The 17,294-nt window shown below is 71.0% G+C and carries 15 protein-coding genes; 8 read left to right on the top strand and 7 right to left on the bottom strand.

Annotated features, from left to right (window positions below; all coding sequences use genetic code 11):
• Positions 1-104: 104 nt before the first annotated feature.
• From dnaE to AB0N06_RS02060, 4 genes are all read left to right on the top strand, one after another.
• Entirely contained in the window at positions 105-3,560 is a 3,456-nt protein-coding gene (dnaE, locus tag AB0N06_RS02075; RefSeq protein ID WP_366132850.1) for a DNA polymerase III subunit alpha, read from the top strand.
• Positions 3,557-4,540 carry an ImpB/MucB/SamB family protein gene (locus AB0N06_RS02070; protein WP_366132849.1) on the top strand — a complete coding sequence of 328 codons (984 nt, stop codon included), beginning with the start codon at positions 3,557-3,559 and terminating at the stop codon, positions 4,538-4,540. Before dnaE ends, AB0N06_RS02070 begins: the two co-directional genes overlap by 4 nt.
• A gap of 182 nt (positions 4,541-4,722) precedes the next feature.
• Positions 4,723-5,187 (top strand): GNAT family N-acetyltransferase, encoded by a 465-nt coding sequence (locus AB0N06_RS02065; protein WP_366132848.1) that lies wholly within the window; start codon positions 4,723-4,725, stop codon positions 5,185-5,187.
• Positions 5,188-5,254: 67 nt separating this feature from the next.
• Positions 5,255-6,733, top strand: coding sequence for a trifunctional class I SAM-dependent methyltransferase/NUDIX hydrolase/VOC family protein (locus tag AB0N06_RS02060; RefSeq protein ID WP_366132847.1), 1,479 nt, complete (start codon positions 5,255-5,257; stop codon positions 6,731-6,733).
• Here the strand turns inward: AB0N06_RS02060 and AB0N06_RS02055 are convergent.
• Positions 6,730-7,293 (bottom strand): DUF402 domain-containing protein, encoded by a 564-nt coding sequence (locus tag AB0N06_RS02055; protein WP_366132846.1) that lies wholly within the window; start codon positions 7,291-7,293, stop codon positions 6,730-6,732. The two genes, AB0N06_RS02060 and AB0N06_RS02055, sit on opposite strands and share 4 nt — an antisense overlap.
• Positions 7,274-8,194, bottom strand: a complete 921-nt coding sequence (locus AB0N06_RS02050; protein WP_366132845.1) for a GNAT family N-acetyltransferase — start codon at positions 8,192-8,194, stop codon at positions 7,274-7,276. Before AB0N06_RS02050 ends, AB0N06_RS02055 begins: the two co-directional genes overlap by 20 nt.
• A gap of 69 nt (positions 8,195-8,263) precedes the next feature.
• On the opposite strand from AB0N06_RS02050, the gene AB0N06_RS02045 reads away from it, so the two are divergent.
• Complete coding sequence (locus tag AB0N06_RS02045) at positions 8,264-8,638, top strand: GntR family transcriptional regulator (protein WP_366132844.1); 375 nt, start codon at positions 8,264-8,266, stop codon at positions 8,636-8,638.
• A gap of 93 nt (positions 8,639-8,731) precedes the next feature.
• On the opposite strand, the gene AB0N06_RS02040 is transcribed toward AB0N06_RS02045, so the two are convergent.
• Positions 8,732-9,835 (bottom strand): DUF5925 domain-containing protein, encoded by a 1,104-nt coding sequence (locus AB0N06_RS02040; RefSeq protein WP_366132842.1) that lies wholly within the window; start codon positions 9,833-9,835, stop codon positions 8,732-8,734.
• A gap of 384 nt (positions 9,836-10,219) precedes the next feature.
• Here AB0N06_RS02040 and AB0N06_RS02035 point away from each other — a divergent pair, with 384 nt between their 5' ends.
• Positions 10,220-11,002, top strand: coding sequence for an SGNH/GDSL hydrolase family protein (locus AB0N06_RS02035; protein WP_366132912.1), 783 nt, complete (start codon positions 10,220-10,222; stop codon positions 11,000-11,002).
• A gap of 32 nt (positions 11,003-11,034) precedes the next feature.
• On the opposite strand, the gene AB0N06_RS02030 is transcribed toward AB0N06_RS02035, so the two are convergent.
• Positions 11,035-12,672 carry a protein kinase gene (locus tag AB0N06_RS02030; protein ID WP_366132841.1) on the bottom strand — a complete coding sequence of 546 codons (1,638 nt, stop codon included), beginning with the start codon at positions 12,670-12,672 and terminating at the stop codon, positions 11,035-11,037.
• A 267-nt stretch (positions 12,673-12,939) separates the two neighbouring features.
• Between AB0N06_RS02030 and AB0N06_RS02025 the strand changes: the two genes are divergently transcribed.
• Positions 12,940-13,203 (top strand): hypothetical protein, encoded by a 264-nt coding sequence (locus tag AB0N06_RS02025; RefSeq protein WP_078840391.1) that lies wholly within the window; start codon positions 12,940-12,942, stop codon positions 13,201-13,203.
• A gap of 79 nt (positions 13,204-13,282) precedes the next feature.
• Here the strand turns inward: AB0N06_RS02025 and AB0N06_RS02020 are convergent, their stop codons facing one another.
• The 3 genes from AB0N06_RS02020 to AB0N06_RS02010 all read right to left on the bottom strand — a co-directional run bounded on the left by AB0N06_RS02020 (position 13,283) and on the right by AB0N06_RS02010 (position 16,501).
• Entirely contained in the window at positions 13,283-14,479 is a 1,197-nt protein-coding gene (locus AB0N06_RS02020; protein ID WP_366132840.1) for a CaiB/BaiF CoA-transferase family protein, read from the bottom strand.
• 220 nt (positions 14,480-14,699) lie between these two features.
• On the bottom strand, positions 14,700-15,527 hold the full coding sequence (locus AB0N06_RS02015) for an ABC transporter permease (protein ID WP_366132838.1): 828 nt from the start codon (positions 15,525-15,527) through the stop codon (positions 14,700-14,702).
• Positions 15,524-16,501 carry an ATP-binding cassette domain-containing protein gene (locus AB0N06_RS02010; RefSeq protein ID WP_366132837.1) on the bottom strand — a complete coding sequence of 326 codons (978 nt, stop codon included), beginning with the start codon at positions 16,499-16,501 and terminating at the stop codon, positions 15,524-15,526. Before AB0N06_RS02010 ends, AB0N06_RS02015 begins: the two co-directional genes overlap by 4 nt.
• 64 nt (positions 16,502-16,565) lie before the next feature.
• On the opposite strand from AB0N06_RS02010, the gene AB0N06_RS02005 reads away from it, so the two are divergent.
• Entirely contained in the window at positions 16,566-17,273 is a 708-nt protein-coding gene (locus tag AB0N06_RS02005; RefSeq protein WP_366132836.1) for a TetR/AcrR family transcriptional regulator, read from the top strand.
• The last annotated feature ends 21 nt before the right edge of the window (positions 17,274-17,294 follow it).

Below are 17,294 nucleotides of genomic sequence, written 5' to 3'. Positions count from 1 at the left end.
CCGCATCATCGTCCGAAGTTGATGGGGGTTAGAGTAATCGAACGAGCGTACGATGAATGTATCGGGTGAAAGGCTCAAATGGGGTGAAGTGATGGAGGTGCGGCATGGCGGGTTACGCCCATCTGCACGTCGCGTCCGGATACTCCGCCCGCTACGGTGCCGCCCATCCCGAACACCTCGTCCGGCGAGCGGCTGAGCGCGGCACGACGGCGCTCGCGCTCACCGACCGGGACACGGTCACCGGTGCCGTACGGTTCGCGAAGGCCTGCGCCGGAGCCGGGATCCGGCCGATCTTCGGCATCGATCTGGCTGTGGAGGCCATCGCACCCCCTCCTCCGGTGCAGCGCCGCCGCACCCCGGCGCGCGGTGGCGCCCACGTCGTCGAGCCGCCCCTGCGCGTGGTGCTGCTCGCGCAGAACCGGACGGGATGGGCACGGCTGTGCCGCATCACGTCGGCAGCGCACGCGGGCACGGCAGGCGGCGCGGCCCCGGTGGTGGTGCCGTGGGAGGCGCTGCGCGAGTACGGCGGTCCCGGCCTGATCGTGCTGCTCGGACCGCTCTCGGAGCCGGTACGGGCACTGACGGCAGGCCGGGAGGACGTCGCGGCGAAGCTGCTGGTGCCGTGGCGGGAGATCTTCGGCAGTGGCGTACGGCTGGAGGCTGTCCTGCACAGGCGAGCCGGTACGGGCCCGGGATCGCTCCGGCTGGCCGCCCGCACCCTGGCGCTGGGGGACCGTACCGACACCACCGTCGTGCTCTCCAATGCCGTCCGCTATGCCGACCCGGAACAGCACCGGCTCGCCGACGTCCTTGATGCCGCGCGGCTGCTGCGCCCCATCGACCGGCGCCGCCTGGACAGCGGGCAGCGCTGGCTCAAGGACGAAGGAGCGATGGCACGCATCGCGCAGTTGATCGCCGAGTGTGCCGGAGCGGACGCCCGGCGGGCAGACCGTTTGCTGGCGGACACCGCTGCCACGGCGGCCGAGTGCTCCGTCGATCCCAAGGCAGACCTGGGGCTGGGCACACCGCACTTCCCGGAACCGGCAGTGCTCGGAGTCGAGCCGGGAACGGGCGGCGCGGCACAGTTTCTGCGTCGCCAGTGCGAGGCCGGCATGGTCCGGCGCGGCCTGGACCATGACCGGGCGGCGCTCGACCGGCTGGACGAAGAGCTCGGCGTGATCTCCGAGCTGAACTACGACTCGTACTTCCTCGCCGTCGGTCAGGTCGTGGCCGACATCCGGGAACTGGGCATCCGGGTCGCTGCCCGAGGCTCGGGCGCCGGTTCGATGGTCTGCCACGCGCTGGGCATCGCCGCGGCCAATCCGCTCGATCACCACCTGCTGTTCGAACGCTTCCTGAGCGTGCGACGGGCGTCGCTGCCCGACATCGACATCGACGTGGAGTCCGCCAGAAGGCTGGAATGCTACGACGCGATCTTCGCCCGGTTCGGCACCGAGCGGGTGGCGGTCACTGCGATGCCCGAGACCTACCGGGCCCGCCGGGCGCTGAGGGACACCGGCCTCGCGCTGGGGATCGCACCGGCGGACGTCGACCGGATCGCCAAGAGCTTCCCGCACCTGCGGGCGTCGGACATCACCAGCGCACTCGCCGAACTGCCCGAACTGCGTCAACTGGCGGCCGAAGCGAAGCGGTACGGGCCGTTGTGGGAGCTCGCCGAGGGTCTCGACTCCCTGGTTCACGGCATGGCCATGCACCCCTGCGGGGTGATCATCAGCGACGCGACGCTCCTGGACCGGCTGCCCGTGCAGCCCACCCCCCAGGGCAACTATCCGATGGCGATGGCGGCCAAGGAGGAGATCGAGGCGCTGGGCAACATCAAACTGGACGTTCTGGGCGTGCGGATGCAGTCCGCGATGGCCCACGCCGTCGCCGATATCGAACGGGCGACCGGCAAGCGTATCGATCTGGACGATCCACGGCAGGTGCCGCTCGACGACGTCTTCGCGTTCAAACTCATTCAGGAGAGCCAGACCATAGGGCTGTTCCAGCTCGAATCGCCCGGCCAGCAGGATCTGCTCTCGCGCTTGCAGCCCCGTGACCCGCAGGACGTCATCGCCGACATCAGTCTCTTCCGCCCCGGACCGGTTGCCGGGGGGATGCCCGAGCGGTACATCGCCGCACGTCATGGCGGTGCACCGGCCTACGCCCACCCGGACCTCGAACCCGTGCTCGCCGACACCTACGGCGTGACCATCTGGCACGAGCAGATCATTGAGACGCTGTCGGTGCTGACCGGCTGCGATCGCGCTCTGGCCGAGGTCGCCCGGCGGGCTCTCGGTGACAAGACGCGACTGCCCAGAATCAAGGACTGGTTCCACCGCCGGGCGGCCGCCCGCGGTTACAGCCCTGCGGTCCGGGACGAGGTGTGGAAGACCGTCGAGGCCTTCGGTGCCTACGGCTTCTGCCGGGCGCACGCGGTCGCCTTCGCCGTACCCGCCCTGCAGAGCGCCTGGCTCAAGGCGCACTATCCGGCGTTCCTGCTGGCCGGCCTCCTCGAACACGACCCCGGTATGTGGCCCAAGCGCGTCATCGTCGCCGACGCCCGCCGACGCGGCGTCCCGGTCCTGCCCGTCGACGTCAACCACTCCAGGACGAAGCACACCGTGGAGCGGGCCGACGGGGAGCAGTGGGGCGTGCGGCTCGCGCTGTCCGCGGTGCGCGGTATCAGCGAGGAGGAGTGCGCGCGGATCGAGGAGGCCCAGCCGTACGGATCGCTGTCGGACTTCTGGCAGCGGGCCCGGCCCAGCAGGCCGGTCGCCGAACGCCTCGCGGAGATCGGCGCCCTGGACTCCCTGCACGACGGGCGCCTCACGCGGCGGGATCTGCTGCTGCAGATCGCCGAACTCCACCGGCAGTCCCGCGCCCGGTCCGCGAGCAAGGGCCAGTTGCCCATCGACGTGGAGGCGGTCGGCGGAGCGGAGCCGAGCGGTCTGCCGGAGATGACCGGACGCGAAGCCCTCAGCGCGGAGCTGAACACGCTCGGCATCGACGTCTCCAGGCATCTGATGGAGCACCATCACCGGCTGCTGCGGGAGATCGGTGCCACCGACGCGGCGCATCTGGCCGGAGCCCGTCCAGGCGGGCAGGTTCTCGTCGCCGGGGTACGGGCTTCGACGCAGACCCCGCCGATCGCCAGCGGCAAGCGCGTCATCTTCGTCACCCTGGAGGACGGCTCCGGCCTGGTCGACCTGGCCTTCTTCGAAGACTCCCATCCCGCCTGCGCGTACACCGTCTTCCACAGCGGGCTGCTGCTGGTCCGCGGCACGGTCCAGGTGCGCGGCACCCGCCGCACCGTCGTCGGCACCATGGCCTGGGACCTGGACCGGATCGCCGTGGCCCGTCGTGACAATGGCCCCGAGGCCGCTCTCGCCCTCCTTGGAGCCGATCGCCCGCACCCGACCCCCGCTCAGCCGCAGCGCACCCTGGCCAACGGCACCACCGGTGCCCGCCTGCACCCGTATGCCGACCTGCAGCCCGCCGGCAGCCGTTCGGCTGACCTGAAGAAGTTCGGTTACACCAGTCCGGGGAGTGCAGGATGACCACGCGCCAGCGGCATATCGCCCACCTCTACCTGCATGCCGCACTGACCGAGGATCAGTACACCGATGCAATCGAACTGATGTATGGCGTCACGCCCCACGTCCAGGCCGTCCCGCCCAACGCCGTTCACATGGACCTGACTTCGGCGCTCCGGTACTTCGACCTGTCCCCCTACGACGTAGTCCAGCTGGCGAAGATCAGGCTGAAGGCCCTCTACGGCATCGACAGCAGCGCCGGGCTCGCGGGCAACCGCATGCTGGCGGCCATGGCGGCCGACGCGTCCGCGCCGGGAGACACCACCTGGGTCCCCGCCGAGCGGGCCGCCGAATGGCTGTACCCCCGCCCGGTCACCGCACTGCCCGGTATCGGCCGCACCACGGCGTCAACGCTCAGCAGATATGGCCTGCACACCATCGGCCAGGTCGTCGACATACCTCCGGCGACCCTGCAGCGTCTCCTCGGCGCCGGCCAGGCACGGCTGCTGACCGAACGGGCCCGCGGCCACGACCCCCGCCCGGTCGTCCCGCTGGAACCGGCGGCACATCTGATGGCCGATCTCGTGCTCGACCAGGACTGTCTCGACCCGGTGCGGCATCACCGTGCCGTCCTGGGACTCGCCGACCGGATCGGCCAACGCCTGCGCGGTGAAAGCCAGGTCACCGGCCGCCTCACGCTCACGGTGCGGTACGCCGACCGCAGCTCCACGACGCGTACGTGCACGCTGGCGGCACCCACCGACCACTCGCCCGCCCTCGTCACGGCTGCTCTGGGCCTGCTGACCGCTCTCGGGCTGCAACGCGCAAGAGTTCGTGCCTTCGTGATCCGCGCCGACGACCTGCGGCCGGCCGACGGGGCTCACCGCCAACTCTCCCTGGACCCCGGCGATGACCGTGCCCGTGCTGCCGAAGCCGCCGCGGACCGGGCCAGGCGGCGTTTCGGGTCCGAGGTCGTACGTCCCGCCGCTCTGGCCGGCGGATGACCGGACCTCGGGAGGCGACGTAACACGCCCGTCCTGACTTCGTCGACCGGGTGCTCGCCGCCACCGGAGCGCCCAGGACCGACATCGTCGGTCACGGTCCAGGGCGGCGACGCGACCCTCTCCGTGCGTGCACGAGGGGCCCCACCCGTATGGCATGGGCGGGGCCCTCGTACCGTGCTTCCATGACCGCCCACACGTCCGACGAGATCCGCCCTGCCGCCCCGGCCGACGTGCCCGCCGTACGGGCCGTCACCGATGCCGCGTACCAGCACTACATCGCGCGCATCGGCGTCGTCCCCGCACCCATGCGTGCGGACCATGCGGCAGATGTGACGGTCGGCCGGGTGTACGTGACGGGAGACCCGGACATCACCGGCGTCCTGGTTCTCGTCCCGCACGAGGACCACCTCTTCCTGGAGTCCGTCGCCGTCCACCCGGACGCGGCCGGCCGGGGAGTCGGCCGGCGGCTGCTCGCGTTCGTGGACGCGCATGCCCGCGGCCTCGGCCTTCCCGAGATCCGCCTCTACACCAACGCGCTGATGTGGGAGAACCAGAAGATCTACCCGCGCTACGGGTACGAACTGGTGGAGCGGCGCGTGGACGGCGTCTACGACAGGTTCCACTACCGCAAGCGGCTGACCCGCTGACCCGCTGACCCGCTGGCCGGCCGACCGGCTGATCGACTGTGTCAGTGGTGGCTGGGACGATCGACGCATGACGACGATCGACTGGGACTCCGCCGCCGACTCCTTCGACGAGGAGCCCGACCACGGGCTGCTCGATCCGGTGGTCCGGCACGCATGGGCGCAGCGCCTGGAGAACTGGCTGCCCGGGGGCCGCTCCGAGGTGCTCGACCTGGGGTGCGGCACCGGAAGTCTGGCGCTGGTCGTCGCCGGGCAGGGCCACCGGGTCACCGCGGTCGACCGGTCGCCGCGCATGGTCGAGCAGGCACGGGCCAAGCTCGCCGGGACGGGCACCGAGGTGCTCGTCGGGGACGCGGCCCGACCACCGGTCGGGAAGCAGCAGTTCGACGTGATCATGGCCCGTCATGTGGTGTGGCTGCTACCCGATCCCGAGGCCGCTCTGCGCCACTGGTTCGGTCTGCTGCGGCCCGGTGGACGGCTGCTGCTGATCGAGGGGGTGTGGGGCGGTGTGGGCTTCTCCGCCGAGCGATTGACGGCGCTGCTCACCCCGTTCACCGAGCGCATCCACCACGAGCGGCTCTCCGGCGACCCGAACCTGTGGGGCAAACAGGTCGACGACGACCGGTACGCGCTGGTGGTGCGCGCCGAGCCGCCGCACCGGCACACCGAGATCGTCGATGTGCATCTGATCCTGCGCCGCGGCCCCGACGTCCTGCTCGCCCGCCGCGCCGGCACGGGATACGCGGACGGGCTGTTCAACGGTCCTTCCGGACATGTGGAGGACGGCGAGGACGTCCGCGAGGCGATGATCCGCGAGGCCGCCGAGGAGATCGGTCTCGCACTGGACCCGGACGAGCTGCGGGTCGCCCTGGTCATGCAGCACCGTGGTCCCGGCGGCAGTCCCCGGACCGGCTGGTTCTTCGAGGCGGAATACGATCCCGCCCGTCCGCCGTTCAACCGCGAACCGGAGAAGTGCTCGGAGCTCGCCTGGTTCCCGCTGGACGCCCTGCCCGACGACATGGTCGCGTACTGCCGTGCGGGGCTGGACGGCTACCGGGCGGGGGAGCACTTCCTGATCCACTGGCACGAGGACGGCGACACCGTGGCGTACCAGCCGCACGGCACCCGCCGCGCGGTCCCGCTGCAGTCCGGCGGCTCCGGCACCGGCGGGGTGCACCACATCGAGCTGTGGGTGCCCGACCTGGCGGTGGCCGAGGCGGGGTGGGGCTGGCTCCTCGGTGAGCTGGGCCATGTCCCGTACCAGAGATGGGAGCACGGCCGCAGCTGGCGCCGCGGTGACACCTATCTGGTGATCGAGCAGTCACCCGCCCTGGCCCCGGGACCGCACGACCGGCTCCTCCCCGGCCTCAACCACCTGGCGTTCCACGTCCGGGACCGGGCCACGCTGGACGCGCTGGTGGCGCGGGCCCCGGAGCACGGCTGGCGGCTGCTGTTCGCGGACCGCCATCCGTTCGCGGGCGGCGACGGGCACTGCGCCGCCTACTTGGAGGACGCGGCGGGGTACGAGGTGGAACTCGTGGTGCGTTAGAGGCCGCGCCCATCGGCATGCGACGCCACCCCACCCATGTGCGCGGCCTCTTGGCGTCCGGCGACGGACGGGCGCGACGGTGCCAGCAGCCCCGCGAGCCCACCCGCGAGAGCGAGGCCCTCCAGCTCGTCCAGCGCCCGGCGGGCGGCATCCGCCGCGACGGGATCGTGTGCGGCCAGTCCGTTCTCCTCGAACTCGTCCTCGTCCAGCCGCAGTACGGAGGAACCGTCCGCGGACACCCACAGATCGAGATCCAGGTCCTCGACCACCAGCTCCCCGTCGTGCAGCACCGCGGGCCGGGTGACGTCGCAGTACCAGCCCTTCAGCGTCCCCTCGCCGGTGCGGACCTCCTTCACCGCGAACCACCGGTCGCGCCAGTAGTGCTCGGTGAAGACATCGCCCGGCTCGAACCGTACGAAGCCGAAGTCGCGCACGCCCGGCGCGGCCCATGGCGCGGTCACCGTCACCCGGGTGCCGTCGTCGCTCAGGAGCTCCGCCGGGTAACGGATCTTCGTCCGCCCTGCCTTGACGAGGGCGACCTCAACCGATGTTGTGGACATGCCGCACCTCCGTGGCGCAGATCCGGTAGCCGAACCACTTGTTGATCGCCAGCATCGGACCGTTGTCCGCGTCATTGCCGGTGTACGCGTCCGTGTAGCCGGCCGCGCGTGCGCGGTGCAGCGAGTCGGTCTTGACGAGCTTCGCCAGACCCCGGTTGCGATACGCCCTGCGGGTGCCGGTCATCGCCGACGAGTAGCGGGTCAGGCCGTCGGTGTTCGCCGCGCTGAAGGCCGCCACCTCGCCGTCCACCACAGCGACCGAGGTGAGCTCCCGGTCCAGACCGGGGTTGTTCCAGGTGTTCCGCAGCCAGTCCTCGTAGTCCGAGAGTTCGGCCGGGGTGTCGCTCGGTTCGTCCGCCGTGGTCTCCGCGTCCGCCTCGAACAGGGGCCGCGGGTTGTCCGCGAAGTCCGCGGCGGACCGCAGCTCCACACTGGACGGAGGATTCTGACGGGGTGGCAGCATGCCATGTGCGAGGTCGAGATGGAGGAAGTGCGCCGGGCGGCTCGGCGTGTACCCGCGCTTCTCGGCGAAGACCCGGTTCGCCGGCTCGTCGAGCACCCAGGTGTAGACGGCGACAGCCCCTGCACCGGCCAGATACTCCTCGGCGGTGCGCACCAGGAGCGAGCCTGCCCCGCGACCCACCCGGTGGGGGTGCGTGTACGGATTGCAGAAGCCCTGGCCGGGCTCCGGGCTGTCATGGGCGATGCCGACCTGAGCGGTGCCGATGATCTCTCCGTCCTCCTCGGCGACCAGCAGCCTGTACCGCTTGTCGGGATGGGCGTTGGCCTGTTCGAAGGCAACCTGCTCAGGAGTCGTCACCATGTACGGAAGTGCGGCGCGCCGCACCCGTACCCACGCCTCGGCGTCGGTGGGCATGAAGTCGCGAACGATCAGAGTCATACGGCGGACGTTAAGGGGAGGGCCGGCCCGGCCGCCTCCGAATTTCCGGCGGTGGGGGAGAATCGGGCCGTGACTTTGAAGATCGCTCTCGATCCCGACTCCGGCACCGCCCCGTACGAGCAACTGCGCACGCAGATCTCCGAACTGGCGCGGTCCGGGGCGCTGCCCGTCGGCTACAGACTCCCGACCGTACGCGGCTTCGCCGAGGAGCTCGGCCTCGCCGCGAACACGGTGGCCAAGGCGTACCGGGCCCTGGAGGCGGACGGGGTGATCGAGACCCGCGGACGGAACGGTACGTTCGTCGCCGCCGCGGGGGATGCGGCGGAGCGGAAGGCCGCGGAGGCGGCGCGGGAGTACGCGGACGAGGTGAGGCGGCTCGGTTTGTCGCGCGCGGCGGCGGCGTCGCTGGCGCACGACGCGGTGCGGGCGGCGTACGAGGAGTGACTGCGTCCGTCCGGTGGCCGTTCGTGTCCTCAACGGTCTGACGACCAACCCCGTCCGGCGATTCAGGACGGACATGGTTACCGGGCCGAATCCTCAGAGGTACAGTCCCGCGTCCGCCCCCGCGTCCTGCTTCGGCACCGAGGCAGGACCGGTGCCGCGGCGCAGCGCGTACAGCTCGGCCAGCGTCGCTCCCTCCCGGCCGAGCCCCTCCTCCGTGCCCAGCCAGGCCGCCGCCTCCCGGCGCGTCAGTGAGCCCACCTCGATGCGGGCCAGGCAGCGGCCGGGCCTGACGACCGCCGGGTGGAGCCGTTCCAGGTCCTCATTGGTCGTCACGCCCACCAGCACATTGCGGCCCTGGCCCAGCAGCCCGTCGGTGAGGTTCAGCAGCCGGGACAGCGCCTGGCCCGCCGTGTGCTTGGCCTCGCCGCGGATCAGTTCGTCGCAGTCCTCCAGGAGCAGCAGCCGCCACCTGCCCTTCGCGGTGCCGTCGTCCTCGCCGATCGCGATGTCCATCAGATAGCCGACGTCGTTGAAGAGCCGCTCCGGGTCGAGTACGCAGTCGACCTGGCACCAGTCCCGCCAGGACCGGGCCAGCGTGCGCAGCGCGGACGTCTTGCCGGTGCCGGGCGGGCCGTGCAGCAGGAGCAGCCGGCCCGCGATGTCGTCCGGTGTCACCTTCATCAGGCGGTCCATGGCCTCGGCCACCGGCGCCGTGTAGTTGCCGCGCACCTCGTCCCAGGTACCGGCGGTGATCTGCCGGGTGGTGCGGTGCGGGCCGCGGCGCGGCGAGACGTACCAGAAGCCCATCGTCACGTTCTCGGGCTGTGGTTCCGGTTCGTCCTGGGCGCCGTCCGTCGCCTGGGCGAGGATCTTCTGCGCCAGTTCGGCGGTGGTCGCGGTGACGGTGACGTCGGCGCCGCGGTTCCACCGCGAGATGAGCAGCGTCCAGCCCTCTCCCTCGGCGAGGGTCGCGCTGCGGTCTTCGTCGCGGGCGGCGCGCAGCACCTTGGCGGCAGGCGGCAGCAGCGTCGCCCCGGACTTCACCCGGTCGAGGGAGGAACTGTGGGAGTACGGCTGCTCGCCCGTCGCGAAGCGGCCGAGGAACAGCGCGTCGACGACATCGGCCGGGGAATCGCTGTCGTCGACGGTGAGCCGGATCGGCAGAGCGGACTCGGGGTTGGCAGACATGGCGCCCATGATCCGGTACCGGGGCACCCGGCGCACCCAGGTTTTGCCACCTTCTGCCAGCCGTTGGGACGGTGCGCATCGCTCACCTTCCCGAGCCGGTGAATCTGCGTCGGACCTGCCGCGTCCGCCGCACGACGGCGTACCCCTTGGTCAGGATCCGGTCGGCGGTGAAGTTGCCGTCCCTGTCTCGCTGTTGACTGCAGGCTCGATTTCGCCCCCTGGTGCGTCGGATGCCGGAATTCATGTGACGCACGTTCAGGAGACCGTCAAGAAGACTCCACGGGATCGACTTGGCATGAACACTTCCGACGCGGTGCCCGTACTGCTACCACTGAGTAGGGCAGAGATCCTGCCGGCCGGTCCAAGGGAGATTCCGTGAAAATATCCAGACTTGTGGCGCTGTCGTCCTCGCTTCTGCTCGGTGCCGTACTCGCCCTGACCGGGGCGACCACCGCGAACGCCGCGACGTCCGTCGATTACGTCGCAGTCGGCGACTCGTATTCCTCGGGGGTCGGCTCCGGCAGCTACGACAGCGCCAGCGGCGACTGCAAGCGCAGCACCAAGGCCTACCCCGCGCTCTGGGCCGCCGCCAACTCGCCCGCGTCGTTCGCCTTCACGGCCTGTTCGGGTGCAGTTACCGGCGATGTGACGGCCGGACAGCTCGGCCCGCTCTCCGCCTCGACCGACCTCGTCTCGATCTCCATCGGCGGCAATGACGCGGGCTTCGCCGATGTCATGACCACCTGTGTCCTCCAGTCGGAATCCACCTGCCTCAGCCGGATCGCGACCGCCCGCAGCTATGTCGACTCCACCCTGCCCGGCAAGCTCGACTCGGTGTACACGGCGATCAGGTCCAAGGCGCCGTCCGCCCACGTCGTCGTCCTCGGATACCCCCGCTTCTACAAGATCGGCGGCAGCTGCCTCGCCGGCCTGAGCGAGACCGAACGCTCCGCCATCAACAGCGCCTCCGACTACCTCAACGCGGCAACCGCCAAGCGTGCGGCCGACCACGGCTTCACCTTCAGCGATGTCGCATCCAGGTTCACCGGGCACGAGATCTGCTCCGGCAGTGCCTGGCTGCACAGTGTCAACTGGCTCAACATCGGTGAGTCCTACCACCCCACCGCCGCCGGCCAGTCGGGCGGCTACCTGCCCGCCTTCAACTCGGCGGTCTGACAGGGCGGCGGAAGGGGCACGGGCTGCCCCGGTCAGTCGCCCGCCGGGGCGGAAGCCCCTTCCGTCGGGGCGGAGGCCCCGTCCGTCGGGGGCTCCGCCCGGCAGGTCACCGAGAACGCCACTCCGTTCGACGTGACCGCGACCGGACTCCTCACCTCCAGGGTGATCGTTCCGTGGTACGTGGTGTCCTGTCGGTGCGTCAGCTCCGTGTGCGACACCTGCTTCGACCGCCTGTCGCCGGCGCCGAAGGACAGCGAATGCCAGCCGGGATCCGAGCTCGTACCGTCCTTCAGCGCCCACCGGTACTCGACCTGCACCGGCGTACGCCCCACTGTGATCGTCGCCTCGACCGCCGGTGCCCCGGTGTGCGGCGGTGGGCAACTGCCCTCGTAGCTGTCGCGTACGGGGGTGAGATACACCGTCACGGTCTGGGGTGGCGGCTTGCTCGTACTGCTGTGGCCGTTGTTGCCGGTGCTTCCGGCGCCGCCTCCGCCCGGTGATCCGTCGGCGCCGGGCGTTCCCCGGGTGGCGGGCGTCGAGCGCGGGGCGCTGCTGGTCGGGCCCGGGCCGGGGGCGCCGGTGCTGGTGCCCGTGTTCCGGTCGTCGCTCTTGTGTGACAGTGTCCAGACGATCCCGCCGACGGCCAGCAGCAGGATCGCCAGCCCTGCGGCGAGAAGGGCGACCGCGCGACGCGACCGCTCCTCGGGGGCGTACGCGGACGTCGGAGACGAAGCGGGGGAGGGGAAGGGGACCGCGGGAAACGGCGTTGCCGGCGCGTTCGTGCGGGCCGTCGCCGTGGCACCGTACGGATCCGCCGCACCGGCCCCCGCGGTCCGCGGCGTACCCCCGGCGGCGACGATCCGCAGCCGATGCTCGGCCTCCGCGGCCGAGAGCCGCTCGGCCGGGTCCTTGCGCAGCAGCGCCTCGACGACCGGGCCGAGCGGGCCGGCCCGCCGGAGCGGCGGCAGCTCCTCGTCCACCACCGCCCGGAGCGTGTTCAACGGGGTGTTCTGACGGAACGGTGAATTGCCCTCGGTCGCGGCGTACAGAAGCACACCCAGCGACCACAGATCCGATTCGGGCCCCGGCGTGCGCCCCAGTGCGCGCTCCGGTGCCAGGAACTCCGGCGATCCGATCAGTTCACCCGTCATGGTGAGTGCGGACGTCCCCTCGACCATGGCGATACCGAAGTCCGTCAGCACCACCCGCCCGTCGTTGGCGAGCAGCACATTGCCGGGTTTCACATCGCGGTGCAGCACCCCGGACCCATGGGCGCTGCGCAGTGCGGCGAGCACCTCCGCGCCGATGTGCGCCGCCCGCTGCGGGGGCATGGGGCCCTCGGCGTCCAGTACGTCGGAGAGCGTGAGCCCGCGGATCAGCTCCATCACGATCCACGGGCGGGAGTCCTCGGTCGCCACGTCGTAGACGGTGACCACGCTGCGGTGGGAGACCCTCGCGGCCGCCCATGCCTCCCGCTCCAGGCGCGCGTAGAGCCGCTGTACGTCGGAGGCGGGCAGCCCCGACGGGGCGCGGACCTCCTTGACGGCGACCTCGCGCCCCAGCACCTCGTCGCGCGCCCGCCATACGGTCCCCATCCCGCCCTGGCCCAAAGGGCCCAGCAGTCGGTAGCGGCCCGCGATCAGTCGGTCCTCGCCCGGCACTTCGCTCACGGTGATCCCCCATCCGCAGGAGTGGCGGCAGCACGGCGGAAACCTCTCCATACGGACCGTTCCCGCCCTCCTTGCGCAGCAATCCGCCGCTGCGGGCGAACCGCTCCCGTTCTGTCCAACTCGCCCTGGAATCGAGCGAATTATGAGTACGGCCGTCAACATCCGTATGTGTGTGCTCAATCCGGCGCCCGGGATACACGCGTGTCATCGCGGGGGGATAGGGTTAACCTGCCCGGGCCGGGTGCCCTCGTACGGGTGGGGAGTGACATGGAACAGATAGCGATGCGCAGCAGGCCGCGTGTGCCTGCCATCACGTGTGGGAGCAGTGCGACCAGTTCGCGCCTCGACCGCCATCTCGCAGTGCTCGGCGGCCCCGCCGTCCCGCAGCGCGAGACCGCGGAGGCGACGTTGCTGATGCTGGAGCTCACCTCTCGCGACGCCGCGCACAGCCGCCGGAGCAGGAGCGCGCGTGTCTCGCTCTTCGCACCGCTGCGGCGACTGCGGCGCTCGCTCTTCGGTAGCCGCCACTGACCCGACGGCCTGTCACCATCGATCCGGCCCCGACCGATCGCCCGCCCCTGACCGAACCGGCCCACCGCTCGGGCCGCGCTCAGGCGATCACACCGTCCCGGCGCAGCTCCGCTGTCTGCTCGTCCGTCATCCCCGCGGCCCGCAGCAGTGCTTCGGTGTGCTCACCGAGCGCCGGTACGGCTCCCATCCGCGGCTCCGCCCCGCCCGGCAACGTGATCGGCGGCAGCATGGCCCGCAACGCCCCGACCGGTGATTCCACTTCCCGCCACCGGTCCCGCGTCGCCAGCTGAGGGTGTGCCGCCACATCCGCCACGGTGTTCAGCCGGGCGCAGGCGATGCCTGCGGCGTCCAGCCCGGCCAGCGCCTCCTTCGCGGTCAGCGTGGCGAGCGCCTCGGCCACCACCGCATCGGTCCGCTCCCGGTGAGCGGTCCGTGCGGTGTTCGTCGCGAAGTCCGGATCGTCCGCCAGTGCCGGCCGCCCCAGAACCTGCTCCGTGAGCCGGCGCCACTCCCGGTCGTTCTGCACGGAGAGCAGCAGGTGTTCCCCGTCCGCCGTCTCGAATGCGTCGTAGGGGGCGATGACGGGATGTGCGAGCCCCGTGCGCGCCGGGGTTTCGCCTCCATGCATCCGAAGGTGCAGGGGATGCCCCATCCATTCGGTCAGCGCCTCCAGCATCGAGATCTCCACCGGCCCGCCGAGCCCGGTGGTCGCGCGCCGCAGCAGCGCCGCGAGCACCCCCGAGAAGGCGTACATCGCCGCCGCGATGTCGGCGGCGGGCACACCCGCCTTCACCGGCTGCCCGGGCGTGCCGGTGACGGAGACCAGTCCCGCCTCGCACTGCACGAGCATGTCGTAGGCCCGCTTGTGTGCGTACGGGCCGTCGGCGCCGTACCCCGAGATGTCGACGGCGACCAGCCGCGGGTGCGCGGCGCAGAGCGTCGCGGCGTCCAGACCCAGCCGGGCGGCCGCGCCCTGGGCGAGGTTCTGTACGAACACATCGGCGCCGGCGACCAGCCGGCGCACCACGGCGAGGCCGCGCGGGTCCTTGAGGTCGATCGCGAGGGACTCCTTGCCGCGGTTGCACCAGACGAAATGCGAGGCCAGGCCGCGGGCAGCGGTGTCGTAACCGCGGGCGAAGTCACCGCCGTCCGGGCGCTCGATCTTGATGACGCGGGCGCCGAGGTCGGCGAGCTGCCTGGTGGCGAACGGGGCGGCGACAGCCTGTTCGACGGCGACGACGGTGATGCCGTCCAGGGGGAGAGGGTGAGGACTCATGGGCACCGTACCTATCGTGTACGTAACAACTTTGTCATCCCGAGATGTTGACGTCGGAAAGTTCCGGGGCCAAGGCGCTGATCGTTTGGCGCGTACACAGCACCTCACCCCCGGAGGCGTACATGTGTGACCTGCACGACCAGCACGAGCACGCGCACGAAAGGGCGTGGTGCCGGGTGCATCCGTCGCGCCGGTGCGGTGGCCCCTCGGTGAGTCCGTGTCACTCGCCGCCGCGCGCATGGCGCCGGACGGCCAGCGGTACGAACACCACGAGGAGCGCTGCCGACCAGGCGAGCGTGCCCGCCACCGGGTGGGCTGCCGGCCAGGCGGCGTCCGCGGACGGCGCCGCATTGCCGAACAGGTCGCGGGTGGCGGCGGCCATGGCGCTGATCGGGTTCCACTCCGCGACTGTCCGCAGCCAGCCCGGCAGGTTGTCGGTCGGGATGTACGCGCTGGACAGCAGCGGCAGGATGAAGGTGGCACTGCCCAGCTGGCCTGCCGCCTCCTCGTTCCGGATGAGCAGGCCCAGCCAGCAGCCCATCCACGACGTGGCGAACCGGAGGAGCAGCAGCAGCCCGAACGCGCCCAGGGCGGCGAGCGGGCCGCCCTCGATCCGCCAGCCGACCGCGAGTCCGACCAGGATCAGCGGGACCATGCCGATGGCCGTGGTCAGCAGATCGGCGGCGGTCTGGCCCAACGGCACGGCGGGTCGGCTCATCGGCAGCGTGCGGAACCGGTCCATCACTCCGCGGTGGCAGTCCTGCGCGGACTGGAACATCCCGGTCATGATGCCGTTGGCCGCCGTCGACGCCAGCAGACCCGGCACCAGGAACGCGCGGTACTCCTGGCCGGGCATGGCCAGGGCGCTGCCGAACACGTAGCCGAAGAACAGCAGCATCGTGATCGGCATGGTCTGGGTCAGGATCACTACGCCCGGGGCTGCTTTGATCCGCTGCAGATGGCGGCCCAGTACGGCCAGGCTGTCGGCGACCGGGGTGCTCGTGGCGGGCACGGTGCGCTGCTCGTGAGCCAGTACGGTGCTGCTCATGCTGCTGTCTCCTTCACGGGCTGGGAGGTGCGGCCGTCACCGCGGCCGGTCAGGCGGAGGAAGACCTCGTCGAGCGTCGGCGGGCGCAGGCTCGCATCGATCAGCGGTACGCCGGCCGCGTCGAGCTCGCGGACGATACGGGGGAGGGTGAGCGTGGCGTCGGTCGCGACGGCGCCCACCGTGCGGCGCTCGTGGTCGAGCACCGGTTCGGCGCCGGTGAGCTGGTCGAGGACGGCCGCTGCCGGGATCAGCGCCGATGCCTGCGGGACGACCACCTCGGCGTACGAACCGATGAGGGCCTTCAACTCGGCGGGGGTCCCGCGGTGGGCGGTCCGGCCCCGGTCGATCAGCACGATGTCGTCGGCCAGCTGATCGGCCTCCTCCAGATACTGCGTGGTGAGCAGGACGGTCGTGCCCCGGCCCGCCAGTTCGCGTACCGCCGCCCAGATCTGGTTGCGGCTGTGTGGGTCGAGTCCGGTGGTCGGCTCGTCCAGGAAGAGCACCCTCGGCCGGGTCAGCAGGCTGGCGGCGAGGTCGAGGCGGCGGTGCATGCCGCCCGAGTAGGTGCGGGCCGGGCGGTCGGCGGCTTCGGTCAGCTCGAAGCGTTCCAGGAGTTCGTCGGCGCGGATGCGCGCGGCCTCACCGCGGAACCGCAGGAGCTTGGCGAAGAGCCGCAGGTTCTGTCGGCCGGTGAGCTCGCCGTCGACCGAGGCGTTCTGCCCGGTGACGCCGATCGCCGCGCGCACCGAGGCCGCCTCGCGCACCACGTCGTGCCCGGCGACCCTGGCGCTGCCGCTGTCCGGGGCGGTCAATGTCGTGAGCACCCGGACGGCGGTGGTCTTGCCCGCGCCGTTCGGCCCCAACACTCCGCAGACGGAGCCCTCGGCGACAGCGAGATCGAGTCCGCGCAGCGCATGGACATCTCCGTAGCGCTTCTCCAGACCTTCACTAAGTACAGCGTACGTAGTTGTCATGCGGCCCACCGTATCGCACTACGTACGGTGTACGTAACTAGGATGGTGAACGAGGTGATGATCGATGGTGGGTCGACCCGCTGTACCCGAAGTGATCTGGGCACGCCCCGAGCGTGCGGGCCGCGGCCCCAGGCCCGCGTTCAGCCGCGCCGACATCGCGGCAGCCGCCGTCCGCATCGCCGACGCGGACGGCTTCGACGCGGTGTCCATGCGGAAGGTCGCGGCGGAGCTCGGCTGCGGCACGATGTCGCTCTACAACTACGTGCCCCGCAAGGAGGACCTGTACGAGCTGATGCTCGACGCGGTCAGCGGCGGGTACGAGTACCCGGAGCCGTCCGGCGGCTGGCGCGCCGATCTCGTCGCACTGGCCCATCAGGCCCGCGAGATGATGCACCGCCACACCTGGGTGCCGCGGCTCATGTCACCCGTGTACGGCTTCAGCCCGAACGCGCTGCGGTATCTGGAGTACGCGCTCAGCTGCCTGGACGGGGTCGACGCACGGTTCGGCGAGAAGATGGAACTCATCGCCATGGTCAACGGTGTGGTGACCACCTACGTGGCCAACGAGATCGCCACGGCGGAGCGCAGTCGGTCGTTGCCCTGGTCCGAGGAGCAGGAGCACGCCGCGCGCACCGGCTATCTGATCAGCCAGATCGCGACCGGGAAGTATCCGCGGATGGCGGCGGGATTCGCCGAGGACCCCGGGCCGATCGATCTGGACGGCGTCTTCGACCGGGCGCTGCACCGGGTACTGGACTCGTTCGACCGGTAAGCGCGCACGCGCCCCGATGCC

The sequence above is a fragment of the Streptomyces sp. NPDC051020 genome, assembly GCF_040683105.1.
Classification (GTDB): Bacteria; Actinomycetota; Actinomycetes; order Streptomycetales; family Streptomycetaceae; genus Streptomyces.
This window is presented reverse-complemented; position numbering and strand designations above follow the sequence as displayed.